This window comes from Microcella alkaliphila (assembly GCF_002355395.1).
In the GTDB taxonomy this organism is placed as follows: Bacteria; Actinomycetota; Actinomycetes; order Actinomycetales; family Microbacteriaceae; genus Microcella; species Microcella alkaliphila_A.
This window is the reverse complement of record NZ_AP017315.1, coordinates 2,068,133-2,094,995: the sequence shown is the minus strand read 5'-3', so window position 1 is coordinate 2,094,995 and position 26,863 is coordinate 2,068,133. Positions and strand designations below refer to the sequence as shown.

Genomic DNA, 26,863 nt, shown 5'->3' with positions numbered 1-26,863 from the left:
GTTACTCCTCGAACGTGTTGACCATGGCGTAGGCGGCGCGCTGCAGGTAGTCCCACAGGGCCTCCTCGTGCATCGGGGGCAGCGCGAGTTCGTCGAGCGCCGCGCGCATGTGCGTGAGCCAGCGGTCGCGCGCATCCGGGTTGACCTTAAAGGGCATGTGCCGCATGCGCAGGCGCGGGTGGCCGCGCTGCTCGCTGTACGTGCTCGGGCCACCCCAGTACTGCTCGAGGAAGGCCGTCAGGCGCCACACCGCGCCGTCCATGTCGTTATCGGGGTACATCGGGCGCAGCACCTCGTCATGCTCGATGCCCTCGTAGAAGCGGCGCACGAGGCGTTCAAAGGTCGCGTGCCCGCCGATCTGCGTGAAGAAGCTGTCCGTGGGCCCGCCGGTGGGGCCGAGCGTGATGTCGGCCACCTAGGCGTCCTTCTCGGATGCGACGGGCAACTGCTTCGTCTTCGGCGCACCGCCGCGCGTGCTCGGCTTCTGCTCGGTTGCCTTGCCGGCACGGTCGAGACCGTCCATGACGACGCGGTTGAGCGCGGGCAGCGCCACCCCGAGCTCGTCGAGGGCGAGCTTCAGGCGCAGGCGCAGCTCGCGCGCCACTTCGAACTGCTCGGGGCCGCGCACCTTCATGACGAGGCGCACGACGAGCGCCTCGGCTGAGATCGACTCGATGCCCCAGATCTCGGGCTTTTCGAGCACCTTGCGGCGCCACTTCGGGTCGTCCGCGAGTCGCTGAGCGGTCTCGAGCATGGTGCGCTCGACCGCCTCGACATCGCTCGTGTACGGAGCCGGAAGGTCGATGATGACGCGCGCCCAGCCCTGCGACTTGTTGCCGACGGTCACGATCTCGCCATTGCGCACGAACCACAGGGTGCCGCCGACGTCGCGCACCTGCGTGACGCGCACGCCGACCGACTCGACGACTCCGTCGACCGGCCCCTGCGTCGACTGCAGCGAGACGATGTCGCCCACGCCGAGTTGGTCCTCGAAGACCATGAACAGGCCGTTCAGCATGTCCTTCACGAGGCTTTGGGCCCCGAAGCCGAGGGCGGCGCCCAGCACACCGGCCGAGGCGATGAGGGCCGTGACCGAGAAGTTCAGCTCGCTCAAGATCAGCACGATCGTGACGGCGACGATCGACCACGTCACGAGGTTGCGCAACACACTGCCGATCGTGCGGGTGCGCTGCACGACGCGCACAGCGTGCAGCGGCGACGCGCTCAACTCGACGGTGTGTTCGACCGCCTGTGCCTTCTTCACGCCCGACACGACGCGGTCGACGACGCGTCGAATCGAGATCAGCAGCACCCAGCGCAGGATGACCGCGCCGACGATCACCCCGGCGATGCGGAACACCGCCTCGTTCGTCTGCACGAACGTGACGATGCCCTCCCAGAGCCCTGCCCAACTGAAACCGTCCATTGCGGCAAGCCTAGCGACGGGGTCTCTGCGTTCGGATCAGGCGGCCGGCGGTCAGCGCAGACGCGACTCAGCCCCGCGCATCCCGATGGGCGAGTGCGCGGGGCTGAGATCGTGAGCGGATGCTCGGCGCGGGTTACGCGCGCGCGTCGCGACGCTGCGCCTGAACGGCCCGCTCGACGCCGGCCAGGTTCTCACTGACCATGCGACGCAGGGCCGCGGGCTGCTCGGCGTTCGCCTCGAGCCACGCGCGCGTCTTCACGATGAGGTTCTCGTTCGCGAGCGCGGCCGGGTACAGGCCGAGAATCAGGTACTCGGCGATCTTGTAGGTGCGCGACTCCCAGATCGGCACGATCGCGTCGAAGTACGCGTCGACGAGCTCGGCGAAGCCGGTTGGGCCATTGGCGTGCTGCCAGCCCATCGTCGTCATGCGCACGATCGCGTTCGGCACGCTGTCGTCGTTCACCAGCTGGTCGAAGACGGCGCGCTTGGCGTCGGCTCCGGGCAGGGCGGCCCGGGCGCGCGCCGCGGCCTGCTGACCGTTCGACGTGTTGTCCTTCTCGAGCGCGGCGTCGATCTCGCTCGTGCCGATCGCGCCGTTCAGGGCGAGGCCTTCGATGAGCAGCCAGTCGAGGTCGGTGTCGACCTCCAGGCCCGGCAGCGTGATGGTGCCGTCGCGCAGCCCGCTGAGGGTTGCCACGTGGGCGGGCGTCGCGGCCATGTTCGCGAAGTACTGCACGAACTGGAACTGTGCGTCGCTACCCGGCTCGGCCTCGGCGGCCAGCTGCCACAGGCCGTCGGCGACGGCGACGACCGTTTCCTCGCGGGTGGACGGCTCGACGTAGGTGCGGGCGACCTGCGCGAGCTGCATGAGCGTCGTGCGGATCGTCGTCGACTCGGTCTCGCTCGCGATGTTGTTCAGCACGAGCCGCACGTAGTCGCGCGGCGCCGTTTCGCCGTCGCGCGTCGCATCCCACGCGGCACCCCAGACGATGGCGCGCGCGAGGGGGCTCTCAATCGCCTTGAGGTGCGCGATGGCGGTCTCGAGCGACGCGTCGTCCAGGCGAATCTTCGCGTAGGCAAGGTCGTCGTCGTTCAGCAGGATGAGCGCGGGGCGGGTCATGCCCACAAGCTCAGCGACCTTGGTGCGCTCGCCGTCGACGTCGAGCTCGTGACGGTGGGTGCGCACGAGTGCGCCGTCGTTGAGTTCGTAGAAGCCGATCGCCATGCGGTGCGGGCGGATCGTGGGGTAGTCGGGGTGCGCGCTCTGCAGCACCGCGAACGACGTGATCCGCCCGTTGTCGTCGATCTCGAGCTCGGGACGCAGCGTGTTGACGCCGGCCGTCTCGAGCCACTTGGCGCTCCAGTCGGTCAGCTCGCGGCCGCTCGTCGCCTCCAGCTCGCGCAGCAGGTCGACCAGCTCGGTGTTGCCCCAGGCGTGCTTCTTGAAGTAGTTCGAGACGCCCGCGAAGAAGTCCTCCTCGCCAACCCACGCGACGAGCTGCTTGAGCACGCTGCCACCCTTGGCGTAGGTGATGCCGTCGAAGTTGACCTGCACGTCTTCGAGGTCGCGAATGTCGGCGACGATCGGGTGGGTGGAGGGCAGCTGGTCCTGCTTGTACGCCCAGCTCTTCTCCATCGCCTGGAAGGTCGTCCAGGCTTCCGTCCACTCGGTGGCCTCGGCGGTCGCGATGGTCGAGGCCCACTCGGCGAACGACTCGTTCAGCCACAGGTCGTTCCACCACTTCATGGTGACGAGGTCGCCGAACCACATGTGGGCGAGTTCGTGCAGGATCGTGACGACGCGGCGCTCCTTCACGGCGTCGGTCACCTTCGAGCGGAAGACGTAGACCTCGGTGAAGGTCACGCAGCCCGCGTTCTCCATCGCGCCGGCATTGAACTCGGGCACGAACAGCTGGTCGTACTTCTCGAAGGGGTATGGCACGTCGAACTTCGACTCGAAGTAGGCGAAACCCTTGCGGGTGATGTCGAAGATGTAGTCGGCGTCGAGGTACTCGAACAGCGACGCTCGAGCGTAGATGCCGAGCGGAATGGTGCGGCCGTCGCTGGAGGTGAGCTCGGAGTGCACGCTCTGGTACGGGCCGGCCACGATGGCGGTGATGTAGCTCGAGATGCGCTGCGTCTCGGGGAAGGCGAAGACCGCGCTGTCGCCCTCGACCGTAGGTTCGGGGGTGACGCCGTTCGAGACGACCTTCCAGTGCTTCGGCGCGCGCACGGTGAAGGTGAACGTGGCCTTGAGGTCGGGCTGCTCGAACACGGCGAAGACGCGGCGGCTGTCGGGTACCTCGAACTGCGAGTAGAGGTAGACCTCGCCGTCAACGGGGTCGACGAAACGGTGCAGGCCCTCGCCGGTGTTCGTGTACTCGTGGTCGGCGACGACCGTCAGCTCGTTCTCGGCGGCCAGGTTCGGCAGCTGGATGCGAATGCCGTCGGCCACCTCGGCCGGGTCGAGCTCCACCCCGTTCAGGGTGACCGCGTGCACCTCGCGCGTGATGGCGTCGATGAACGTCGAGGCGCCGGGCGTCGCCGTGAACGTCACCGTCGACGTCGAGCGAAAGACCTCCGGCCCGGTCGTCAGGTCGAGTTCGACGCGATAGCTCTGGGTCGATACGAGCGACGAGCGCTCGCTCGCCTCCACGCGGGTGAGGTTGTCTGCGGGCACGGTTGCGGCCTCCTTCGGCGACGGACGTGAGTGGCGCGGCTCGTGGCCGCACAGCCGCCCAGCCTAGTGCGCGGGCCCGAGCGCCGCCCCGTCGTTCACCGAGGCAAGCGCCGGGTCGTCGACCACGCGCATCCAGACGATGCCGTGTTCGGGAATCGTGAGGTCCGTGCGCAGCGACCGCCGCTCGCCGGTGATCAGGTCGACGCCGGTCGGCGGCTGACCAGACAGGGTCAGCGCCGTGACCGTCTGCGGCTGGTCGGCCATGTTCGCGAAGCACAGGATGCGCGTGGCCATTCCCTCGTACACGCCCGGTCGCTGATACCCGAGCACGTGCGGGTTCTTCGCGTCGAAGCCGATGAGCGCGCCCCCCGCGAACTCGGGGGTGCGGCGGCGTAGCTCGATAAGGGCCGTCAGCATCGTGTAGAGCCGGCCGGCATCGGTCGTCGGATCGTGCCGCGACGCATACTTCTCGGCCGGGTAGAAAGGCCGCCCCGACCACCGGCTGTCGTCGGCCTTGCCGGGGTCGTCGCGGTACGAGTAGTCGTTCGTCTGGCCGACCTCGTCGCCCAGGTAGATCAACGGCAGGCCGCCGGTCGACAGGGCGATCGAGTGGGCGAGCACGATGCGGTCGATCGCGCCGCGGTCACCCGCCTCGAGCCCCGTCAGCGACGCGGTCGCCCCGCTGATGCGGCAGTCGCCCGTCTTCGGGTTGTCTTGGAATGGAATGCCGCGGGCGAAGCTGCCGGGGAATCGCCCGACGTAGAAGTTGTTCAAGAAGCGCCGGTGCTCGAAGCCGTTGATTCCGAGCTCGGCGGCGTCCTCGTCGGCGAAGGTCCAGCCGATGTCGTCGTGGCTGCGCACGTAGTTCACCCACGCCGTGCCGTCGGGCAGATTGTGGCGGCGGTCGAGCGCCTGTTGCAGAAAGCGTGCATCCCGCGTCGCCAACGAGTTCCAGATGAGCGCCATTTGCAGGGGGTTGTACGAGATCTGGCACTCGCCCGGCGAGATGTACTCGATCACCTGGTCGGGGTGCACGATCGCCTCGCTCTTGAAGATCAGCGCGGGAGCGGCGATGCGGCACACGGCGTTGAAGGCCTGCAGCAGCAGGTGCGCTTCGGGCAGCGACTCGCAGCTCGTGCCGAGCTTTTTCCAGATGAAGGCGACCGCGTCCATGCGCAGCACGTCGATGCCCTGGTTGGCAAGGAAGAGCATCTCGCCGGCCATCGCGCGGAACACCGCGGGGTTCGCGTAGTTGAGGTCCCACTGAAAACTGTGGAAGGTGGCCCACACCCAGCGTCCCGATCCGTCGGGCATGGGCACGAACGAGCCGGGGTGGTCGTCGGGGAAGATCTCGCGCACCGTCTCTTCGTACCGATCGGGCATGGTGCGGTCGGGGAAGATCCAGTAGTAGTCCTCGAACTCCTTCTCGCCCGCGAGCGCGCGCTGGGCCCACTCGTGCTCGTTCGAGGTGTGATTGAAGATGAAGTCGACGACGAGGGCGATGCCGTTTGCCCGCAGGTCGGCGGCGAGTTGCGTCAACTGCTCCATGTCGCCGAGCGCGGGGTTGACCTCGCGGTAGCTCGACACCGCGTAGCCGCCGTCGCTGTTCGGCTCGGGCGCCAAGAACAGGGGCATGAGGTGCAGATACGTCAGCCCGAGTTCGCGAAAGTACGGGATGCGCGCGCGCACGCCCTCGAGGTCGCCCGCGTACCGGTCGACGTACGCAACGCCGCCGAGCATCCGATTTGACTGGAACCAGGTGGGTTCCGCCTCGCGGGCCGCATCGAGTTCCTTCAGATCGGCGGGGCGCCGCTGCCAGCTCGCGGCGAGCTCGCCGAGCAGCGCCTCGAGGTGCCGCGCCACCGACGCGTCGTCGCCGTATACGCGCTCGAACAGAGCGGCGAGTCGCGGAACCTCGCGTTCGGCGCGCGCTCGGAAGGCGGACCAGTCGGCGTCGGAGGTCTCGGGCCGCCGCGCCGTCTCCAGGATGCTCGTGTCGATACCGAGAGGATGCTCCATTGCCTGCCTCATCTATTGTCCAAGTGGATAACCTCTGGCACTCTGGAGGTTATGGCCTCCACGGTATTCGAACGACGCCCTGCCGACCCTGCGCTCGTGCGCGCGGCGCTCGCCGACTCGCGCCTCAGCGTGTTCTGGCTCGACGACCTTCCGGCTAGCGAGCGGCAGCCACGACTCACTCGGCGGATCCACGCCGACCTCGCCGTCGTCGGTGGCGGCTACACGGGCCTGTGGACGGCCCTGCGCGCGAAGGAACGCGACCCCGAGCGGCGCGTCGTGCTCGTGGAGGGCAAGACGATCGGCTGGGCGGCATCGGGTCGCAACGGCGGCTTCGTCGAGGCGAGCCTCACCCACGGCGAGAAGAACGGTGAGGCTCGCTACCCCGACGAACTCGAGACGCTCGACCGCCTCGGCATGCAGAACCTCGACGAGATTCAGCAGACGGTTGAGTCACGCAACTGGCAGTGCGACTTCGAGCGCGTCGGCTCGTTCGCCGTTGCGACCGAGCCGTATCAGGTGGCTGAGCTCGCCGAGGCGCACGACGGCGAGACCGAGCACTTCTACGATGCCGAGGCGATGCGCGCGCAGATCGCGTCGCCGACCTACGAGGGTGGTCTCTGGTCGACCCGCGATACCGCGCTCGCCCACCCGGGCAAACTCGCGCGCGAACTGCTGACCGCGTGCCTCGAGGCGGGCGTCGAGGTCTTCGAGTCGTCGCCCGTGCTCGAGCTTCGCGCCGAGCCCGACGCGGTCGAGCTGCGCCTGCGCGACGGGGGAGTGGTGCGCGCGAACCGCGTCGCGCTCGCCACCAACGCCTTCCCGTCGCTGCTCAAGCGCTACCGCCTGCACACCGTGCCGGTCTACGACTACGTGCTCATGACCGAACCGCTCACGGATGCTCAGCTCGCCTCGATCGGCTGGTCCGGTCGTCAGGGGGTCGCCGACTCGGCGAACCAGTTCCACTACTACCGACTGTCGGCCGACAACCGGATCCTCTGGGGCGGCTACGACGCCATCTACCATTTCGGCGGACGCATCCGCCCCGAGTACGACGACCGCCGAAAGAGCTACGAGCGTCTCGCGAGCCACTTCTTCACGACCTTCCCGCAGCTCGAGGGGGTGCTCTTCACCCACCGCTGGGCGGGCGTCATCGACACCTCCAGCCGCTTCTTCGCCTTTCACGCCACGGCGCATCGCGGACGCGTCGCCTACTCGGCGGGCTTCACGGGTCTCGGCGTCGCCGCCACCCGTTTCGCTGCCGACGTCATGCTCGACCAGCTCGCGGGGCTCACGACGGAGCGCACGTCGCTGAAGGCCGTGCGCGACATGCCGCTGCCTTTCCCGCCGGAGCCCGCGACCTTCCCGGCCGTGCAATCGGTGCGCTGGGCGCTCGACCGCGCCGACCACAATCACGGCCGCCGCAATCTTTTCCTTCGCACCCTCGACGCTGTCGGCCTAGGCTTCGACTCGTGAGCGAATTGCCCCTCGACGCAGCCACGGTGCTGCAGGCCCTCGAGCTACCGCTCGAGCACGAGCCCGTCGACGCCGACCAGGTGATCGACGGCTCGCCCACCACCGGCGTGGCGGCGCTGACCGAGATCGACGATTGGGAGATCGGCGTCTGGGAGATCACCCCAGGCACCGTCACCGACGTCGAGGTCGACGAGGTCTTCATCGTGCTGAAGGGGCGGGCAATCTTGCGCCGCGACGACGGCAGTGAGACCGAGCTCGTCGCCGGCAGTGTCGGCCGCCTCGAGGACGGCGAAGAAACCGAGTGGGAGGTCCACGAGACCCTCCGCAAGATCTACATCGCCTGATTCTCGATCAGCCGACCGCGTGCATCCGGCCTACCAGGTCGAGTCTCCGCGAATCACGACGTCGCTGCCGCCGTCGATGAAGACGACCTGTCCGCACAGGTGCGTGTTCTCGACGCTCGTGAGGTAGCCGATGAGGTGCGCGACCGTCTCAGGCGTGCCGACGCCGTTCAAGGGCATCGGCACCATCTCCAGCAGCTGCTTCTCGGCCTCGGGGGTCGCCATCATGTTCGCGGTCATCGGTGTGCGCATGACCCCCGGCGCGACCGCATTCAACGGGATGCCCGCGCCTGCCCACTCGGCGCCGGCCGCGTTCCGGCGAATCCAGCGCGCGAGCGCGCGCTTCGTCGTGCCGTAGATGGTGGAGGCCGTGCCTGCGTCGATGAGCTCCTGCGCGCGGTGCAACGCGGCCGGCTCGTCGTGGGCGAGCATCGCCTCGAGCAGCTCGTCGTCAACGGGGAAGAGCGACGCCATCGAGGCCGTCGCGACCGCGCGCGGCGAATCGGACCCGGCAAGGAGGGGCCGGAGTCCCTCGAGTGTGGCGAGCGCGCCGAAGTAGTTCACCCCGACCGTCGCGGGCAGTTCGCGAGCGAGCCCGGCGTTCGCGACGACCCCGTCGATCGTGCCCCCCGACAGTTCGCGCACGCGGGCAACCATGTGGTCGCGCCCCTCGTGCGTGGTGAGGTCGGCGGCGACGTCAGAGCCGTCGAGGTCCACCCCGATCACCGTGTCTCCGCGTGCGGTGAGCAGTTCGGCCGTTGCCTTCCCGATTCCGCTTGCTGCTCCTGTGACGACAATCGTGCGTGCCATGGGGATCGTGTCTCCTTCGACAGGGGGTGGGTGGGCACGGTCTGTGCCGCCGCCTCCAGCCTGTCGCAGACCCTGCACGGCGCGCCAGGGTCTTTCGGCCCGCGCCTAGAATTGCGGGTATGCGCATCCACGTTGCCACCGACCATGCCGGACTCGATTTCAGCCGCACGGTGCAGCAGCACGTGGCGAGCCAGGGCCACGAGGTCATCGACCACGGCCCGGTCGACTACGACCCGCTCGACGACTACCCAGCCTTCTGCATCAACGCCGCCCGCGCCGTCGCGCGCGACCGCGAGGCCGGCGTCGAGTCGCTCGGCATCGTCTTCGGCGGTTCGGGCAACGGCGAGCAGATGGCCGCCAATAAGGTCGAGGGCATCCGCGCCGCCCTCGTCTGGAACGAGGCCACCGCCGTGCTGTCGCGCGAGCACAACGACGCCAACGTCATCGCGATCGGCGCCCGCCAGCACGCCGTTGACGAGGCGCTGCGCTTCATCGACATCTTCATCCAGACCCCGTTCCCCGGCGAAGAGCGGCACGTGCGTCGCATCGGCCAGCTCGGCGAATACGAGACGACCGGTCAGATCACCGGCCACGAACTTCACTAGCCGACGTGCCCGAGGGTCACTCCGTCCATCGCATCGCGCGGCAGTTCGAGCGTCACTTCGTCGGTGAGACGGTTGCCGCGTCGTCGCCGCAGGGGCGCTTCGCCGAGGGTGCGGCACTGATCGACGGGCGCACCATGACGCAGTCGCGCGCCGTCGGCAAGCAGCTGTTCCTCGAGTTCGACGAGGCGCTGTACCTCCGCGTCCACCTCGGCATCTACGGCGCGTGGGATTTCGGCGGCGCGGTGAGCCGTGACGCGACCACGCGCGCGTCGCGTGGTCGCATGGGGCAGACCGGGATGCGCGGGGCCGCCGACGACACCGTCGTCGGCGAGCACGAAGACTCGCTCGCGTCGATCGGCGCCCCCCGGCGAACCCGCCTGCGCATGGCCGAGCAGGAGACCGAGACAGAAACGTTCGAGGGCTTCCCGCCCGAACCCGTCGGGCAGGTGCGGGCGCGGCTGCTCACGGAGACGGCCGTCGCCGACCTGCGCGGTCCGACCGCGTGCGAGGTCATCGACGCAGCCCAGGTGCAGCAGGTGATCAATCAGCTCGGGCCCGACCCCCTGGTCGACGACCCCGATGAGGGCGAAGAGCGCATGGTCGAGCGCGTCCGGAAGCGTCGCACCCCGATCGGGCTGCTGCTCATGGACCAGTCGGTGGTGAGCGGCATCGGCAACGTGTACCGCGCGGAGATCTTGTTCCGAGCGCGCCTTGATCCGCACATCCCAGGTTCGCAGTTGAGCGACGAGACCGTGCGCGACCTCTGGCGCGACTGGCGCTACCTGCTTGGAGTGGGGGTCGACACGGGTCAGATGCTCACGATGGACGACCTCGACGAGGAGGCGCGCGCCCGAGCGCTGCGCAGCCGGGCCGACCGGCACTGGGTCTACAAGCGCGAAGGGTTGCCGTGCCGCGTCTGCGGAACGCACATCGTTCTCGAGATGGCCGCCGCCCGCAAGCTTTACTACTGCCCGACCTGCCAGCGATAGGGGCCGCCATGCGCCACACACCGCACTACCTGCTCGAGGACCGTGACGAGGTGCGGCGGCTCGTGCGCGAGAACCCGTGGGCGACGATCGTGTCGCACGTGCCCGATCAGGGCATCGTCGCCTCGCACTACCCGTTCCTCCTCGACGAGGAGGCGAGTATGGGGGATGAGATCGTGCTCCTCAGCCATGTGGGCCGCCCCGATGAGCAGCTGCACCGGCTCGGGGACAGCGAAGTGCTCGTGATCGTGCAGGGTCCGCATGGCTACGTCTCGCCCAGCTGGTACGCGCCGGGCGACAACATCCCGACCTGGAATCACGTGACCGCGCACCTGTACGGCGTGCCCGAGATTCTCGACGATGCCGAGAACTTCCGTGTGCTCGCCCACCTCACCGACCACTTCGAGCGACTGGTGGGGGAGAGCGCACGAAGCCTCGCGTTCGACGAGGAGTATTCTCGGAGGGTCGCCCGGGGAACGGTCGGGCTCAGACTGCGGGTCACCCGCATCGACGCTCGACGGAAGCTCAGCCAGAACAAACCGGCCGAGGTCGTCGACCGCATCATCGACGAGCTCGAGGGTGACGGACCGTACGCGCACAACGGGCTCGCCCGCGAAATGAGGAGGGTGCATGATCCGCGCCGTTCGTAACGCCCGCCCTCTCGGCGGTCACGACCCGGTCGACCTCGTGCTGCGCGACGGCATCATCGCGGCCGTCGCCCCCGCCGACGCTCTCGATATCGCGAGTGGGCCCGACGTGATCGACGCGGACGGCCGTTTCGTACTGCCGGGCCTGTGGGACGAACACGTGCACATGACGCAGTGGGCACAGGCGCGGCGTCGCATCGATGTCGGCGAGGCCGAGTCGGCTGCCGAGGCCGCCGCCATCGTGCGCAGCGCTCTCGCCGGACGCACGGACGCCGACGACGTCATCGTCGGCATCGGTTTCCGCGACGGGCTCTGGCCCGACACCCCGACGGCCTCCGTGCTCGACGCGGTCGTCGCCGACCGTGCGCTTGTGCTCATCAGCGCTGACGTGCACTCCGTGTGGCTGAACTCGGCCGCCATGGTGCGCTTCGGCGTCGAGAGCGGCGACGGGCTGCTGCGTGAGGAGGCGGCGTTCGCCGTCACTCGCACCCTCGATTCCGCCAGTGACACGGTCATCGACGAGTGGGTGCGGGAGGCGGCTGCCGATGCTGCCGCTCGCGGCGTGGTGGGCATCGTCGACCTAGAGATGCGGTGGAATCTCGACGACTGGATGCGCCGGGTCGGCGGCGGATTCGACGCCCTGCGCGTCGAGTTTGGCGTGTACCCCCAGCACCTCGACCGCGCGATTGCTCAGCGTCTGCGTAGCGGCCTGCCGGTTGCCGGCGAGGTGTCGGTCGGCCCGCTCAAGGTCATCACGGATGGTTCGCTCAACACCCGGACCGCCTACTGCTGCGACCCGTACCCGGATGCGACGGAGCACGCGTACGGCCTGCTGACGGTTCCGCCGTGCGATCTGCAGCCGCTCATGGCGCGGGGGCACGCTGCGGGGTTCCGCCTCGCGATTCACGCGATCGGCGACGCCGCCAATCGTCTCGCGCTGGACGCGTTCGCGCGCCTCGGCCACGGCGGCCGCATCGAGCACGCTCAGCTGGTTCGGCGCAGCGATCTGCCACGCTTCGCGGCCCTCGGCGTCACCGCGAGCGTGCAACCCGAGCACGCGATGGATGACCGCGATGTCGCCGAACGCTACTGGCCGGGCCGCACGCACCGCGCTTTCCCCCTGCGCGACCTGATCGACTCGGGTGCCCACGTAGTGCTCGGCTCGGACGCGCCGGTCGCACCTCTTGACCCCTGGATCGCGATCTCGGCCGCGACCGCCCGCACGCGCGACGAGCGGGCACCGTTCCACGCCGAGCAGGCCATCACCGTCGCCGAGGCGCTGGCCGCCTCGACACGCTCGCGCATCGCCGCGGGCGAGCACGCCGACCTCGTGCTCGTCGACGCCGACCCGCTCGAGAGGGATGCTCGTCAGCTGCGATCGATGCCGGTCGCGCACACCCTGATGGCGGGCCGTCCCACCTTCGGGCCCGCCGTCGCCGCGCAGCGGGACGCCGCCACGGCCTAGGGCCGCAGCGGCGTCGATCGCGCTATCGCGCGTCGCCTATTCGGCGATGTGCGAAAACAGGAACCAGCGGTCTTGCTCGAGGCCGTTGGTGATCGCGATGGCGATGTCTTGGCTCACCTCGTCGAGTTCTTCCAGCCCCTTGATGGCGGCGCGCAGGGTGACGAGCGACGCGTCGATGCCGGCGATGATGTCGGCGATCAGCAGGTCGGTCTGCTGGAATCCCGCCCGCACGGGCGGGACGGTGGTTTCTTTCGCCACCGTCGCAGCGCGCGCGTCGAGCGGAAGCCCGAGGGCTGCGATGCGTTCGGCGGCCTGGTCGCTGTATTCGCGGGCGTGGTCGACGAGCGTGTCAAGCAACTCGTGCACGGCCTGGAAGTTGCTACCGCGCACGTGCCAGTGCGCCTGCTTGCCCTCGAGGGCGAGGGCCGTCAAGTTGATCACCACGGGAGCGAGGTACTGCGAGACGCCCGAGATCATGTCGGGGTCGGTGGTCTGCTCGGGTGCTGCGGCGACGTCAGTCATGGCGTCCTCTCTATCGGTGTCGCCCCACGATCGGCAGGGCTCTGCTCCCACCGTATTGCGCCATCAGCGCTCATGGACACTTCTTCCAGGTGCCTCCAAGCGACTATCAGGTGACCGTCAGCGCAGTTCCGAAATGCGCCGCACGGTGTTCTTGACGTTCTGCACGCGGCGCTCGTAGCGCGCGGCGACGGCGACGATGGCGACGCCAGCGATTCCGAGCCACAACCACCACTCGATGCTCTGGCCGATCTCGGCGATGAGCGGCCACGTCTGAATACCGGCGTGCACGAGCAGCACCGTGACGCCGACGAGGAACGGCGCCTGAAGTCGCCGGACGACGCCGCCGATCAGGATGATCGTGGCGGCGATGCCGAGCGCCGCGATTCGCCACACGCCCCCATCGACGTCCACGGCGATGAGGCTGGGGAGCAGCAGCGCAACGAAGCCGGGCGTCAGCCAGGGGAGGCTGCGCGCTGCCGCACGCCGGTCGAGCTCGAAGGTGCCGATGAGCAGCAGGGCGAGGGCGAGCGGAATGGCGATGAGTTCGACCTGCTCCATGGCGCCCGAGAGGCCGATGATGGCAGAGCAGAGAGCGGCGGTGCCGGCCGTCGCGGCGGTGGTCACGCTCACGGTGCGCGGAACGGCGAGCTCGTCTGACCGGGGAAGGGTGACCCAGGTCGCGGCCGCGGTACCGATCAGCATCACGACGATGAGCACGGCAGCGACCTGGAGGGGGGCATCGACGGGCGTGCCCCCTCGGGTGGCCGCTTCCAGATCGACGCGCACCGTGACACTGATGGAGAGCACCACCTGCGTGACGACCGCCACTCCCAGCAGGAGCTGCGGCAGGCCCCGCCAGCGGATGCCGGAGTGCACGCGACCGATGATGACGGCGAGCACCAGCGCGGTCGCGATGACCCCAACGCTCGCCCCGCGGGTTACGGGTCCCTCTCCGGCAAGCGCGGCGAGCGGGAGGCCCGCGACGGCGAGGGCGCTCACGGCGATGATGGTCGGGCGCGAAACGGTCCGGGTAGCCGAGTCGGCAACAGGGACGCGCGCGAGGAGTCCGGCGATGGCCAGCAGCACGGCGGCCAACGGAAGGGTGAACGGTTCGGGGTTCTCGACTCCTCGATCGGCGAGGAAGCTCCACAGCGCGGCGGTCGCGCTGGCGAGGGCGGCCCAGCCGAGGAAGCGGCGTTTGCTCTGCGAGCCGAACAGCCCGTCACGGCTGATGGCCACGGCGAGGAGCAGGACGGCGCTCATGGTCAACGGGAGCGAGAACCGGCCTCCGTCGGTCACGAGGATGGCCGTCGGAACGGCGATCGCCGCGAGGCCGATGTCGAGGGCGAGTCGGTCGCGGCCACGCACGGTGAGCGCTCCGATCACGGCCAGCACCGTCATGGCGCTGAGGGCAGCGAGCGCCAACTGAGCGTCCGGAACCCGAACGTCATCGTCGATGAGGGCGACCGCGGTGCGGATTCCCTGCGCAGTGACGAGTGCGGCGGCGAGGCCGAGCGTCGCGAACGCGGCGGTGCGATCGATGCCGCGGCGAGCATCCGTGAGCAGGGCGGTGAGGGCGAGCAGAAGCGCGGCAATGGCGCCGGCGGCCAGCAGGGTCCGGTCGCCGCTTTCGACGACAATCGCGAGGGCGAGCACGAGCGCGACGGGCACGGTGGCGGCGACGGTCGCCGCGCGCTCGGCGATGTCACGGCGCGGAAGCCGAGCGAGCCCGAGAACGATGGCGGCAAGCAGAAGCGTGGTTGCCCCCGTGTCGACAGCGAATGCGGTGGCGACGGTCGGGCCGAGTGCGACCACGATGAGGGCAGCGACCGCCGCGGAGAGCGCTCGTCCCGGACCGTCGGCGGGCGTGCGCCAGCGCAGCGCCACGGTCACGGCGAGGAGCGCGGCCCCGATGGGCAGCACGGTTGCGGCCTCGTTCCGGGCGATGGTGTCGCCGAGGAAGAGCGCGAGCGCGACCACGGCGAGGAGGAGCGTGGCCGCGGCAGCAAGCACGCGAAGGAGTTGCGGGGTCGCAGTCCAGTCCCGGGCGGCGAGCGCCAGCGCTCCGACGGCGGCAATGAGCATCGACAGCGGCGCGAGACCGCCGTCGAGTGCGACGGGAAGGGCGGCGATCGCGGTCACCCCGACGCCGCTGTCGACCACCCAGCGCGCGGTGCGTCGGGTGGTGAGGGCCGAGGCCGCCGCGACGAGCACGAGAGTTGCCAGGGCGACGATGGCCCGCTCGTGTGTCGACACGGAGGTGGCGGCGGCGCTCGCCGCAACGCTGTCGATCACGACCCGGTCGCTGAGAGCAACCGCTGCCAGGGCGACCAGGGCGAGTCCTGCGTAACGCCCATACGTGCTACGCGGGTCGCTCGCGACAACGACGACGGCGATCAGGAAAGTGAGCGTACTCACCACCGGCTGCAGGCTGGTGGTGGCCGGGGTCACCACCAGTTGCGCAATTGCCAGGCTGAGCCCGAGGGGCAAGAGGGTGGTGCTGAGGAGGGCGCGTTCACCTGGCTCCCGGCTGAGCACGCGGCCAAGGATCACCACGACAGAGACGACGGCGAGGCTGAGCGCGACCGGGTCGAGCGCCGTGATCGACGCAATGCTCGGCGCTGAGGCGGCGGCGAGCAGACCGCTGACTGTCGTCGCCACCGCACGCGCATTCGCATTGTGTGCCGCCCGCCGCCCGAGGCCCAGGGCGACGAGTGCGACGACGATGCCGACCCACCAACTGTCGTCGACGGCCCATCCGAGACTCACGGCGATGAGTGCGGCAGCGACGGCGGCAACGCTGAACCCGAGTCGCACTGCCGCGCGGCCGATGCTGTCGCCGCGCGTGCGACGGAACGAGAGCGCGAGGGCGGCGGCAATGCTGACGACGGTGGCGCACGTCATGAGCGCCCACCACGTCGGCATGACGGCCGACGTCAGGGCAACCGTGAGTCCGGCGCCGGCGGCCAGTGGCAGGGCCCGCCCCGATTCACCGAGACGGCCTGCGGCGCGCGCCGCTGCGACGAGGATGGCGATCGCCACGGCGAGGCCGGCGACCGCGGTCACCTGCAGCGAGCCCACTCCGAGCACGTCGGAGGTGACCGTCCGATCGGCGTCGGCGCGCGAGGCGACGGCGTCACCGAGCGGTGTGAGCACAATCACCAGCGCGAGCGTCGCGGCCAGGGCGCCCACGATCGCCGCACTGATCCCAGCGGCGGTGATGGCGGGTCGCCCGGGGTCGGTCCCCATGCGCATCCGGGCGATGTCGGCGGTCGCCAGCAGCGTGGCCGGGGCGAGCAGGGCAAGGGCGAGCGTCGCCGCCTCGGACTCGGTCGCGGCAGCCGCGACGGTGAGACCGGTCAGCAGTCCGATCGAGCCGAGCGCCGCGAGCGCTGCGGCGATCACGGTGTCGAGGGTGCCACCACCCGTGCGGGTGAGCAGCCATGCGGCAAGGCCGGTGAGGAACGCGACGCCGATGACGACGGCGGTGCCCCACCACCAGCCGGATGTGCTGAGCATCGCAACCCCGATGAGCGCCGCCACGGCCGCAACGACGAGAGCGACGAGGGGCGTGCGTGCGGCGGCGCTCACCACGGCTGACGTGTGCGAGATGGCGAACGCGCGTCGGCCGGCGACCAGCACGACCACGGTGGCGGCGGCCGCGACGAGCGCAGCCAGCGACGGTGCGGCGCCGCGCGGCAGGTCTGAGGCGAGGTGAACCGCGAGCAACGCCGAGCCAGCGGGAATGAGATTCGCTCCCACCAGCAGCGGCGAGCGGTGCCCACCCAGACGCGCCCAGATGAGAGCGATGACGGCGACGACGAGCAGGGCGCCGCCCCAGTAGCCGGTTTCGGGAACGGCGCCGAGCCCCGCGACGTCGGTGCGGCGAACCGCCCACGCATCGAGAAGCAAGATGACGGTTCCGAGCGCGGCGAGACCTTCCGCGGTTGCCCCGAGCCCGCGACGGGCGAGCAGGCTGGCAACGACGAGGGTCGCGAGAGACGCGAGCGCAATGATGACGGAGCGGGCGACCACACCGTAGGCGATGAAGACGTAGATGACCCCGAACAGGGCGAACACGCTGAGCAGCGCGATACCGACGATGACCAGCGCGATCTGGATGCCCGATCGGCGCGGCCGCTCGTCCACCGCTGGCGGCGCGACGGCAGTCGGCGGCGCGGCGGTCTGAGCGGCCGGCACAGGTTCTGGGGACGGGAGCGGTAACGCCGGTGCGGGGGGCGCGACGGCGGGTTCACGAACCTCCGGTGCGGTGGTCGCCGAGCGCGCAACGGCGGCCGGGGGAGCGGTGGTGGGCGCGGCAGCCGGCGCGGCCTGAGCGGGCTCTGCGGGGGCGACCGGCTCGCGACGCATGCGGTCGATGATTCGCAGCCGGGCATCCAAGCCGTCGGCGATCGTGGTCGACAGTGACGCGAGTTCCGCCGCCAACGGATGCGCGAGGTTCAGCCCGCAGACGTGGCACACGGCGGCGCGCAGGGGTGCGAAGCATGCCGGGCACTGTTCGGTCGAGCGCAGGTCGTTCGGCGATCGGGGGAAGCTCGCCGTTCCGGGCGCGGGGGTGGGCCTCATGCCGCCACACGCTAGCGCTCAGCGTGTCGGCGGCAACAGACCACCGCACTGTTGGGGATGAATCAGGGCTGGGGAGAACGCAGGGCGGCACGACGTGTCGTGCGCGCCTCGCGCGGACGCGGGGCTCCACAATGGCGTCGTGCCCCCCGAAAGCGACCCCTTCGTCGCGGTCTACACGCAGCACCTCGGTGCCGTCAGCGCCTACCTTGCCCGACGCGTCGACCGCGACGCCGTCGACGACCTCGCGGCCGACGTGTTCGCGATCGCGTGGCGCAAGCGCGACAGGGTCGCTGCGGGGGAGGAACTGCCGTGGCTCTACCGCATCGCCTCGTACGTCGTCGCGAACCACCGCCGCCAACTCGCCTCCCGCACGAGCGTGCTCGCCCGGCTCACCGCACAGGATTCCGCGCCCTCCGCGGAGGACATGGTTGTGGCCGACCGGGCGCTCGCCGAGGCCTGGCGGGCGCTCTCTGCCCGCGACCGCGAGGTGCTCGCCCTCGGGGTGGTGGAAGGCCTTAGTCCGGAGGAGGTTGGGACCGCTCTGGGCGTCACCGCTAATGCGGCGAGCATTCGCCTGCACCGTGCCCGCACCCGCCTCGCCGAGCTGCTGCAGAAAAATTCTGACCCGAGCTGAAAGATTGGCCCGCCCCGCGACGTAATCAGGGCATGGGCACCACTCCCGACGACCTCGACGGTCGCCTCAAGCGGTCACTCGACGTCGGCGCGCCCGACCTCTCGAGCGACATCGTCACCGGTGCGCCGGGCCGCAAGGCCCCGCGCATGGTCAACCGCGGTCGGGTGGCGCAGGTCGCCGCCGGCTCGCTCACCGCGGTCGCCGCCGTCAGCGTCGGCGCACTCGTCATCGGCGGTTCGCTCACCGCGACCCAGCCGCCCCTCTTCACTGCGGCATCGGGCGGCGCCGACGGCGCGCGCATCGCCGGCGCTGAGGCTGCCATCGGGGCCGACGCCATGATCATGCCCTGGGTGCAGTATGAATACCTGGCGGGGGATGCGCTCGGCACCTCGGGCGGGACGGGATCGGTCTACGAGCTGCGTCGCCTCGGCACTCCCGAGGACACGCTTGCGCGGATTGCCGGCCTCTACGGCGTGGAGGGTTCGGTCGAGCGCTCGGAGTGGTTCAGTGACGACTACCCCAGCTTCGTGGTCGGCCCGGAAGACGGCACCGCGCCCGCGGTGACCACCACCTGGGTGGGCACCGGCAACTGGTGGTACTCGAATCCACTCCCGTTCCGCGAGGATGTGCCGAGCCCGAGTCTCGCGCCGAGCGGCGCGGAGGCGCAAAGGCTCGCCGCCGAGCTGTTCGCCGGTGCGGGCCTCACGATCTCGCCCGACCAGATTGTCGTTTACGCCGACGAGTGGCAGACCACCGCGACGGGTCACCTGGTCGTCGCCGGGCAGCGCACTGCGCTCGACTGGTCGGTGTCGTGGTCGGCGACCGGCGACATTCAATGGGCGAGCGGACACGCCGTGGAAGCCGTCGAGCGCGGGTCGTTCGGCACGGTCTCGGCCCGCGACGCCGTCGAGCGTCTCGCCGACTGGCGCTGGGGCGCCGCCCCCGGCCCCGATTTCCAAGGTGACGTGAGCTTCATCGCCGCCGATGCGCCTGTGTCGAGCGGGATGGCCCGCACCGAGGGTGACCTGGTTGAGCCAGCGCCCGGCGAGCCGGGCGTGTCTGAGCCGGGCAGCCCCGGAGAGGGTGTCGACCCTGTCGAGCCGACCGAGCCGACCGAGCCTACCGAGCCGGAGCCCGCACCCGAGCCCGAGCCGACGGTCGAACCGGCACCCGAGCCGACGGTCGAGCCCGCACCGGAGCCCCTGCCCGAACCTCTTCCTGAGCCCGAGGTGGTCACCGTCACGCTCGACGAGGCCACCCCGACACTGCTGCTCATGTGGGATGCCGACGGCAACGCCTGGCTCGTCCCCGGCTACGCCTTCGAGATGCCGGACGGTTGGTTCTCGGGTGTCGTCTCGCTCGTCGAGGGCGTCATCGCCCTCCCCGAGCCCGTGGAGTTCGACATCCTGCCCATTGAGGAGGGCGTGGTCGAGGACCGTTAGACAGCGCGGGTGTCCGCGGCGTCAGCTGAGGTCCCAATCGCCGGCGTGTCCTCCTCCGACACGCCGGCAACGACCCGTCGCGGCCGACGTCGCGGACACTCTGGCCAACAGCCAGCAACACGAATGCCCTGCCAGGCGGCCGGTGGCCACCCGTCAGGGCACTGGAGGGGATGACGGGAATCGTCCCCACCGCCCCTCCACCCGCCGCTGACGCGGCGCGCGGAGCCTCCGGCGGCGTGGGCCCACCCAGGGGTTCGATTCGCAGCAACACGAATGCCCTGCCAGGCGGCCGGTGGCCACCCGTCAGGGCACTGGAGGGGATGACGGGAATCGAACCCGCACCATCAGTTTGGAAGACTGAGGCTCTACCATTGAGCTACATCCCCGCGACGGGCGTGCGAACCCGCGCAGTGCACCAGCGTAGCGCACCCAGAACCACGGTCGGCGGTCGCACGCGGCAACTCGGCTAGACTCGCTACGGCCATTTTTCGTCCGCGACCGTTCGTCGTGACGCGCGCATGGTCACGGTCGCGGTCGCGGGGCGTAGCTCAGCTTGGTAGAGCGCCCGCTTTGGGAGCGGGAGGCCGCAGGTTCAAATCCTGTCGCCCCGACCAGGCCCCCACACGTCCACACACCCAGGAGATCCCCTTTGGTCCAGTCCACGGTCGAGAAGCTCAGCCCGACGCGCGCGAAGCTCGTCATCACGGTTACCCCCGATGAGCTGAAGCCCAGCATCGAGCACGCGTACAAGCACATCGCCGAGTCGGTCACGATTCCCGGCTTCCGCAAGGGCAAGGTGCCGCCGCCCATCATCGACCAGCGCGTCGGCCGCGCCGAGGTGCTGAACCACGCGGTCAGCGAGGGCCTCGACGGCTTCTACCGCGCCGCGATCACCGAGCAGGGCATCCGCGCCCTCGGCCGCCCATCGGCCGACGTGACCGCCTGGCCGAACGAGAAGGACTTCTCGGGCGACCTCGAGGTCACCGTCGAGGTGGATGTTCGCCCCGACTTCGACCTGCCGGCATACGAGAACGAGACGGTCACCGTCGAGGCCGCCGAGGTCACCGACGCGGAGATCGACGAAGAGCTCGAGAACCTGCGCACCCGTTTCGGCACCCTCGTCACCGTCGACCGCCCGGCGAGCAAGGGCGACTTCGTGCAGCTCGACCTGGTCGCGACCGTCGGCGGCAACACCGTCGACAGCGCCAACTCCATTTCGTACGAGGTCGGCTCGGGCGAGCTGATCGACGGCATCGATGAGGCGGTCGACACGCTGACCGCCGGCGAGTCGACCACCTTCGAGTCGAAGCTGCTGGGCGGCGACCACGAGGGCGAGACGGCTCAGATCGAGGTGACCGTGCAGTCGGTGAAGGAGCGCGAGCTTCCTGAAGCCGACGACGATTTCGCGCAGATCGCGAGCCAGTTCGACACGATCGGCGAGCTGAAGGACGACATTCGCGAGCAGCTCGCTCAGCGCAAGTCGTTCGGTCAGGGCGCTGAGGCGCGCGAGAAGCTGCTCGAGTGGATGCTCGAGCAGGTCGAGATCCCCGTTCCCGACGCGCTCATCGAGGATGAGGTGCACCGTCACCTCGAGAACGAAAACCGTTTGGAGGACGACGAGCACCGGGCCGAGGTTCACGTCTCGACCCGCAAGACCTTCACGACGCAGATCCTGCTCGATGCCCTCGCCGAGAAGGAGGAGGTGAAGGTCAGCCAGGACGAGCTGACCCAGTTCCTCATCCAGGGCGCGCAGCAGTACAACATGGAGCCGGGCGAGTTCATCAAGATCCTCGACCAGAACGGCCAGATCCCCGGCATGGTCGGCGAGGTCGCCCGCTCGAAGGCGTTGTCTGTCGCGCTCAGCAAGGTGACCGTTGTCGACACCGCCGGCAACGCCGTCGACCTGTCGCGCTTTACTGCCGCGGCGACCGCCCCGGTCGGCGACGGCGTCGTCGAGGGCGACAACGACGCGCACGAGGGGCACGACCACTAAGCGTTCCGCGATCGGGGGGCCCCGTGCATCCCGAATCGACCGGGCCCGCATCCGTCCAGGGTGCGGGCCCGTCGTCGTTTCCTGAAGACCAGCCGACACCCGCTCTGCCCACGGCGAACACGGCCGGGCAGGGGCACAGCGGTCGCGTAGATTCGGTTGCACAGAGACGACCCCAAGGAGCTTTCTCAATGGCCGAACCGGCACTGCCCAACAACGTCTTCGACAAGCTGCTGAAAGACCGCATCATCTGGCTCGGCTCGGAGGTGCGCGACGAGAACGCCAACGAGATCGCGGCGAAGCTGCTCTTGCTCGCGGCCGAAGACCCCGAGAAGGACATCTACCTCTACATCAACTCGCCCGGTGGCTCGATCACCGCGGGCATGGCGATCTACGACACGATGCAGTTCGTGCCGAACGACATCGTCACCGTCGGTATCGGCATGGCCGCCTCCATGGGGCAGTTGCTGCTCACGGCCGGCACGAAGGGCAAGCGGTACATCACGCCGAACGCGCGCGTGCTGCTGCACCAGCCGCACGGTGGCTTCGGCGGCACCTCGAGTGACATTCAGACGCAGGCCGCGCTCATCAACGACATGAAGCGTCGCCTCGCCGCGATCACGGCCGACGCGACCGGCAAGACGGTCGAGCAGGTCATGGAAGACGGCGACCGCGACCGCTGGTTCACCGCCGACGAGGCGCTCGAGTACGGCTTCGTCGACCACATCCGCGCCTCGGCGAGCGATGTCGTCGGCGGCGGCGGCACCGAGCACGCGAAGTAACCCGGCCGGTACAGAAGAGACATAAAGGACTGATCATGCAGATGCCCACCGGCGGAATTCCCGCGCACCTCATGCCCCACAGCCGCTACATCCTGCCGAGCTTCGAAGAGCGCACGGCCTACGGCTATAAGCGTCAAGACCCGTACGCGAAGCTGTTCGAAGACCGCATCGTCTTCCTCGGCGTGCAGGTCGACGACGCGAGCGCCGACGACGTGATGGCCCAGCTGCTCGTGCTCGAAAGCCAAGACCCCGAGCGCGACATCGTGATGTACATCAACTCGCCCGGTGGCTCGTTCACCGCGATGACGGCGATCTACGACACGATGCAGTACATCCGCCCGCAGATTCAGACGGTTGTGCTCGGCCAGGCCGCGTCGGCCGCCGCCGTGCTGCTCGCCGCTGGGTCGCCTGGAAAGCGCCTCGCGCTGCCGAACGCCCGCGTGCTGATCCACCAGCCCGCCACGGGCGACGCGGGTCGCGGCCAGGCGTCCGACATCGAGATCCAGGCGAAAGAGATCGCGCGCCTGCGCGAGTGGCTGGAAGAGACGCTGTCGAAGCACTCGAACAAGTCAATCGAGGAAGTGCACAAAGACATCGACCGCGACAAGATCCTCATCGCGCAGGAGGCGCTCGAGTACGGCCTCATCGACCAGGTGCTCACGAGCCGCAAGACGCAGCCGGCGCTGACGGCCAGCTAACGCTCCGCGCGCTCCGCGAACGACGAGAGCCCCGCATCCAGAATGAGGATGCGGGGCTCACGTCGTCAGAGACCGTTACACACGGCGTCGGCGCGAGTACACGACACCGCCGACGATGGCGGCGATGAGTGCCAGCACACCAAGGCCGATCCCGATCGCGAGACCCGTTGGGATGCCCATGGCTGCGGACGCGTCGTCGGTCGCCGGAGCCTCCGTCGCATCGGGCTCGGGCGCCGGCTCGGCGGTCGCGTCGGGCTCAACGACCTCGAGCTCGGGCGTCGACTCCGGCTCGGTGCCGGGCGCGGGGTCGCCACACACGAGCGGCGCCTCGCTGCCCGGCGTGATCGCCGCGGCGGGATCCGGTTGGTAGTCGAACTGGTAGGTGCCCGACAGGGTGTGGCTGTCGGCCGAAATGAACTGATACGACACGGTGTAGGTGCCGGTGTCGCCGAGCCAGGCACCCATGCTCATGCCGACGCCGTCGACGACGAGGCATCCGTCGCCGTAGAACTGGCCCTGCTCATCGGTGACCTGCAGGGCGAAGCCGGTGGCGTCGCCGGCGATGTCGAGCAGGTTCTCGTTGGTGAGAATCTCGAAACGCTCCGGCGGGAGGGTGACGGTTGCGCCCTCTCCGGGGTTTGTCGACACGACGAAGTTGTGGGCGGTCGCGGGCAGCGCCGGCGCGAGAGCCAGTAGGCCCGCGGCGGCAATCGCGGTCGCGGCGAGCGAGCGAGATCGCCGTGGAGTGCGTGTGCGGGGTGATGTGGTGCGTGAGTACGTCACGAAAGTGCCTCCTTGGTAAACAAACACGGTAGGGGAGGCGGTCGAAGGCCCCGGTGTGAGACCTTTCGACCACCTCCGAATCGGGTGCTACGCCGTCGCGCGACGGCGGACGCTCCACAGGCTCACGCCCAGAGCGCCAGCGCCGAGCGCCAGACCGCCCCCTCCGACCACGCGCGCGAAAACGTCGTCATCGGTCGCCGCGCCGGTTTCGCTGGCACCGTGTCCGTGGGCGTCGCCGGTCGCAGCCGTCACGGTGAAGGCGGGGACGTCGTCGCCCACCCACTCAGCAGTGCCCTCGGTGCAGGTCTGCACGGTGGGGAATTCGAGGCTCTCCCCTTCCGCGTCGTCCGGCACCCGGAACGATAGCTCGAACACGTCGCGCAGATCGGCGGCGAGCGGCTCGGCGATCGCCGTGTAGACGACGGCCGTGACCCGGTTCGGGTCGGCGGCATCCTCGAACTGCTTCTCGACACTCCAGTTGGGGTTCACCGTCGGCGTGACCGATGGCACCGACTCGGGCATCGAGATCGTCACGACCTCGGTGGGTGATGCCTCACAGCCATGAGGAACCGAGAACGCGACAACCGTGTACGAGCCTGCGGCGGTCGATGTGGCGCTTGCCGAGACATGGGCGCTGGCGGATAGCGGCGCCGCGAGGGCGAGCCCTGCTCCGGCGACCACGGCCGCGGTCGCCATTCCGAGACGGGATGCGCGAGCGGGAGTAGAGGAACGAACAGTGGACATGGTGAAACCTTTCTCGTCGGTAGGGGCGAACGCGCGACGCGCGCGTTCGCGGGCGAACGCTCGCAGCGCGAGCGCTCGCCACCCGCGGCCTCAGAGGGAGACCGTGCGGGTGGAGGTGACGAGAGAGGTCGGAGGGCCGCGCCTCGGATGGACGGCGACGGCGACGGCTGAAGGTGCCGGTCGGTGAGCTGCGGCGGGATGCGCGGGACGGGTCGACGGAGCTGCCAGCGCGATCGGCGTGGCACCGAACACGATCAGGATGCTGTGGGCGACGCTGGCGAGTGCGCGTACGATCGCGGCGCGCCCGTACATGAGGGTGGCGAACGCAACGACCGCCGCACCGGCGTGGGAGGCAAGCATGGGCGCGGCGCTCAGCGCGGCGATGGCTGGGGGAGCGTCAATAGCGATCCCCGCCACACCGTGGTGAGCGTGTCCCCCCGAGGGGGTGGGCGAACCGGCGTGTCCGAAGAAGGAGAACAGGCCGTGGAAGATCGCCTGGTCGATGAGGACGCCGGCGGCCGCTCGACCGGCCGTCAGTCGGCGACCGATGACGAGCATCCCGAGGGGGACGCCGACGAGAAGTGCGGCCACAAGTGCGGGCGCGGAGGCGATGCCCCCGCCGGCCAGACCGTGGGCAGTCGCGGCTGCGGTGATGGCAACGACGGCGACAACTGCAGACGATGCGACGCGAAGGCGCCGGGCTCGCATACGTTCGTCGATCATCATCGCCCTCTCAGCGTAGGTCACGCGCTGTGCGTGTTCCTGCGAGTGATTCGCGGCTGTCGCCCGCCAGGTTTGGTCGGTCTCGTCGCTTCGTGGTTATGTTCGGGCGACGCGCCCGGGGGAGAGCGCGTGCGCGAACGTCGGTGGTGGGGGTTAGGCTCGACCCACACCGTTCACGGTCAGGAAGGGAGGCGCTCATGGCCCGTATTGGTGAGAGCGCCGACCTGCTCAAGTGCTCGTTCTGCGGCAAGAGTCAGAAGCAGGTTCAGCAGCTCATCGCTGGCCCCGGCGTGTACATCTGCGACGAGTGCGTCGAGCTGTGCAACGAGATCATCGAAGAGCGCCTCGCCGAGTCGGGCGAGGCCGCGTCTGCCGACTTCGAGCTGCCGAAGCCGCGCGAGATCTATTCCTTCCTCGGCGAGTACGTCATCGGCCAGGAGGCAGCGAAGCGCGCACTGTCGGTGGCCGTCTATAACCACTACAAGCGCATCCGTGCCGGCCAAACCATTCAGCCGGCCGATCAGAAGGCCGACGACGTCGAAATCGCGAAGAGCAACATCCTGCTCATCGGCCCGACCGGATGCGGCAAAACCTACCTGGCACAGACTCTCGCGAAGCGCCTCAACGTGCCATTCGCCGTCGCCGACGCCACCGCGCTGACTGAAGCCGGTTACGTCGGCGAAGACGTCGAGAACATCCTGTTGAAGCTCATCCAGGCCGCCGACTACGACGTCAAGCGTGCCGAAACGGGCATCATCTACATCGACGAGGTCGACAAGATCGCCCGCAAGGCCGAAAACCCGTCCATCACGCGCGATGTGTCGGGCGAGGGCGTGCAACAGGCGCTGCTGAAGATTCTTGAGGGCACCGTGGCGAGTGTTCCCCCGCAGGGCGGGCGCAAGCATCCCCACCAAGAGTTCATCCAGATCGACACGACCAACGTGTTGTTCATCGTCGCGGGCGCCTTCGCGGGGCTGGAAGACATCATCAGCCAGCGGGCAGGCAAGCGCGGCATCGGCTTCGGTGCGCCGCTGCACGACAAGTCGAAAGAGCTCGACCTCTTCAGCGAAGTGCTGCCCGAAGACCTGCACAAGTTCGGGCTGATCCCCGAGTTCATCGGGCGCCTTCCCGTCGTGACGACCGTGTCGCCGCTCGACAGCGACGCACTCATCGACATTCTCACCACCCCGCGAAACGCGCTCATCAAGCAGTATCAGCGCATGTTCGAACTCGACGGTGTCGAGCTCGAATTCTCGCAAGAGGCGCTTGACGCGATCGCCGACCTCGCGGTGCTGCGCCAGACCGGCGCCCGCGGCCTGCGCGCGATCCTCGAAGAGGTGCTCGGGCCCATCATGTTCGACGTGCCGAGCGACGACGACGTGCAACGCGTGATCGTCACCCGCGAGGCCGTCATCGACAATGCAGCGCCGACCATCGTGCCGCGCCGGCCCGCCCGTCGCGAGAAGTCGGCCTAACGACTCCCGGGCATCCGCCCACTCTCTCCCG

General features: G+C 69.2%; 22 protein-coding genes and 2 tRNA genes. 13 read left to right on the top strand and 11 right to left on the bottom strand.

Annotation, left to right across the window (positions count from 1 at the left end):
* Position 1: 1 nt before the first annotated feature.
* The 4 genes from CPY97_RS10295 to CPY97_RS10280 form a co-directional block, all read right to left on the bottom strand.
* Positions 2-415, bottom strand: coding sequence for a globin (locus CPY97_RS10295; protein ID WP_096422464.1), 414 nt, complete (start codon positions 413-415; stop codon positions 2-4).
* A complete protein-coding gene (locus tag CPY97_RS10290; protein WP_096422462.1) occupies positions 416-1,426 on the bottom strand; it encodes a mechanosensitive ion channel family protein in 1,011 nt (336 codons plus the stop codon). It lies immediately after the preceding gene.
* 133 nt (positions 1,427-1,559) lie between these two features.
* Entirely contained in the window at positions 1,560-4,106 is a 2,547-nt protein-coding gene (gene pepN / locus CPY97_RS10285; protein ID WP_096422460.1) for an aminopeptidase N, read from the bottom strand.
* Between the two features lie 63 nt (positions 4,107-4,169).
* Positions 4,170-6,137 (bottom strand): alpha-amylase family glycosyl hydrolase, encoded by a 1,968-nt coding sequence (locus CPY97_RS10280; RefSeq protein ID WP_096422458.1) that lies wholly within the window; start codon positions 6,135-6,137, stop codon positions 4,170-4,172.
* Between the two features lie 39 nt (positions 6,138-6,176).
* On the opposite strand from CPY97_RS10280, the gene CPY97_RS10275 reads away from it, so the two are divergent.
* Complete coding sequence (locus CPY97_RS10275; protein WP_096422456.1) at positions 6,177-7,598, top strand: NAD(P)/FAD-dependent oxidoreductase; 1,422 nt, start codon at positions 6,177-6,179, stop codon at positions 7,596-7,598.
* A complete protein-coding gene (locus CPY97_RS10270) occupies positions 7,595-7,942 on the top strand; it encodes a cupin domain-containing protein (protein WP_231923921.1) in 348 nt (115 codons plus the stop codon). Before CPY97_RS10275 ends, CPY97_RS10270 begins: the two co-directional genes overlap by 4 nt.
* A gap of 30 nt (positions 7,943-7,972) precedes the next feature.
* On the opposite strand, the gene CPY97_RS10265 is transcribed toward CPY97_RS10270, so the two are convergent.
* Entirely contained in the window at positions 7,973-8,749 is a 777-nt protein-coding gene (locus CPY97_RS10265) for an SDR family oxidoreductase (RefSeq protein WP_096422454.1), read from the bottom strand.
* Positions 8,750-8,868: 119 nt separating this feature from the next.
* Between CPY97_RS10265 and CPY97_RS10260 the strand changes: the two genes are divergently transcribed.
* Genes CPY97_RS10260 through CPY97_RS10245 form a run of 4 tightly spaced genes read left to right on the top strand, consistent with a single transcriptional unit; the run spans position 8,869 to position 12,452 of the window.
* On the top strand, positions 8,869-9,354 hold the full coding sequence (locus CPY97_RS10260) for a ribose-5-phosphate isomerase (RefSeq protein ID WP_096422452.1): 486 nt from the start codon (positions 8,869-8,871) through the stop codon (positions 9,352-9,354).
* Between the two features lie 5 nt (positions 9,355-9,359).
* The gene (locus CPY97_RS10255; RefSeq protein ID WP_096422450.1) at positions 9,360-10,343 is read left to right on the top strand and encodes an Fpg/Nei family DNA glycosylase; all 984 of its coding nucleotides are present in this window, start codon (positions 9,360-9,362) and stop codon (positions 10,341-10,343) included.
* A gap of 8 nt (positions 10,344-10,351) precedes the next feature.
* Complete coding sequence (locus CPY97_RS10250; RefSeq protein ID WP_096422447.1) at positions 10,352-10,990, top strand: FMN-binding negative transcriptional regulator; 639 nt, start codon at positions 10,352-10,354, stop codon at positions 10,988-10,990.
* Complete coding sequence (locus CPY97_RS10245; RefSeq protein WP_096422445.1) at positions 10,971-12,452, top strand: amidohydrolase; 1,482 nt, start codon at positions 10,971-10,973, stop codon at positions 12,450-12,452. Before CPY97_RS10250 ends, CPY97_RS10245 begins: the two co-directional genes overlap by 20 nt.
* Positions 12,453-12,488: 36 nt before the next feature.
* Here the strand turns inward: CPY97_RS10245 and CPY97_RS10240 are convergent, their stop codons facing one another.
* Both CPY97_RS10240 and CPY97_RS10235 read right to left on the bottom strand, forming a co-directional pair.
* Positions 12,489-12,974 carry a Dps family protein gene (locus CPY97_RS10240; RefSeq protein ID WP_096422443.1) on the bottom strand — a complete coding sequence of 162 codons (486 nt, stop codon included), beginning with the start codon at positions 12,972-12,974 and terminating at the stop codon, positions 12,489-12,491.
* 117 nt (positions 12,975-13,091) lie between these two features.
* Complete coding sequence (locus CPY97_RS10235) at positions 13,092-17,561, bottom strand: SCO7613 C-terminal domain-containing membrane protein (protein ID WP_096422441.1); 4,470 nt, start codon at positions 17,559-17,561, stop codon at positions 13,092-13,094.
* Positions 17,562-17,700: 139 nt separating this feature from the next.
* On the opposite strand from CPY97_RS10235, the gene CPY97_RS10230 reads away from it, so the two are divergent.
* Together CPY97_RS10230 and CPY97_RS13615 are read left to right on the top strand one after the other, a co-directional pair.
* Positions 17,701-18,195, top strand: coding sequence for an RNA polymerase sigma factor (locus tag CPY97_RS10230; RefSeq protein WP_161494116.1), 495 nt, complete (start codon positions 17,701-17,703; stop codon positions 18,193-18,195).
* A 32-nt stretch (positions 18,196-18,227) separates the two neighbouring features.
* Entirely contained in the window at positions 18,228-19,637 is a 1,410-nt protein-coding gene (locus CPY97_RS13615) for a hypothetical protein (RefSeq protein ID WP_096422437.1), read from the top strand.
* 312 nt (positions 19,638-19,949) lie between these two features.
* Here the strand turns inward: CPY97_RS13615 and CPY97_RS10220 are convergent.
* Positions 19,950-20,023, bottom strand: a tRNA-Gly gene (locus tag CPY97_RS10220).
* A 151-nt stretch (positions 20,024-20,174) separates the two neighbouring features.
* Between CPY97_RS10220 and CPY97_RS10215 the strand changes: the two genes are divergently transcribed.
* The 4 genes from CPY97_RS10215 (at position 20,175) to CPY97_RS10200 (ending at position 23,107) form a co-directional block, all read left to right on the top strand.
* Positions 20,175-20,251, top strand: a tRNA-Pro gene (locus CPY97_RS10215).
* 35 nt (positions 20,252-20,286) lie between these two features.
* Entirely contained in the window at positions 20,287-21,630 is a 1,344-nt protein-coding gene (gene tig, locus CPY97_RS10210; protein WP_096422435.1) for a trigger factor, read from the top strand.
* 188 nt (positions 21,631-21,818) lie between these two features.
* Complete coding sequence (locus CPY97_RS10205) at positions 21,819-22,409, top strand: ATP-dependent Clp protease proteolytic subunit (protein ID WP_096422433.1); 591 nt, start codon at positions 21,819-21,821, stop codon at positions 22,407-22,409.
* 35 nt (positions 22,410-22,444) lie between these two features.
* Positions 22,445-23,107: an ATP-dependent Clp protease proteolytic subunit gene (locus CPY97_RS10200; RefSeq protein ID WP_096422431.1), complete on the top strand. Its 663-nt coding sequence runs from the start codon at positions 22,445-22,447 to the stop codon at positions 23,105-23,107.
* A 75-nt stretch (positions 23,108-23,182) separates the two neighbouring features.
* Here the strand turns inward: CPY97_RS10200 and CPY97_RS10195 are convergent, their stop codons facing one another.
* The 3 genes from CPY97_RS10195 to CPY97_RS10185 form a co-directional block, all read right to left on the bottom strand.
* Positions 23,183-23,890 carry a copper resistance CopC family protein gene (locus CPY97_RS10195; RefSeq protein ID WP_161494115.1) on the bottom strand — a complete coding sequence of 236 codons (708 nt, stop codon included), beginning with the start codon at positions 23,888-23,890 and terminating at the stop codon, positions 23,183-23,185.
* Positions 23,891-23,977: 87 nt separating this feature from the next.
* Positions 23,978-24,634, bottom strand: a complete 657-nt coding sequence (locus tag CPY97_RS10190; RefSeq protein WP_096422427.1) for a DUF1775 domain-containing protein — start codon at positions 24,632-24,634, stop codon at positions 23,978-23,980.
* A 90-nt stretch (positions 24,635-24,724) separates the two neighbouring features.
* On the bottom strand, positions 24,725-25,381 hold the full coding sequence (locus tag CPY97_RS10185; protein ID WP_150129256.1) for a hypothetical protein: 657 nt from the start codon (positions 25,379-25,381) through the stop codon (positions 24,725-24,727).
* A 173-nt stretch (positions 25,382-25,554) separates the two neighbouring features.
* Between CPY97_RS10185 and clpX the strand changes: the two genes are divergently transcribed.
* Positions 25,555-26,832 (top strand): ATP-dependent Clp protease ATP-binding subunit ClpX, encoded by a 1,278-nt coding sequence (clpX, locus tag CPY97_RS10180; RefSeq protein WP_096422423.1) that lies wholly within the window; start codon positions 25,555-25,557, stop codon positions 26,830-26,832.
* The last annotated feature ends 31 nt before the right edge of the window (positions 26,833-26,863 follow it).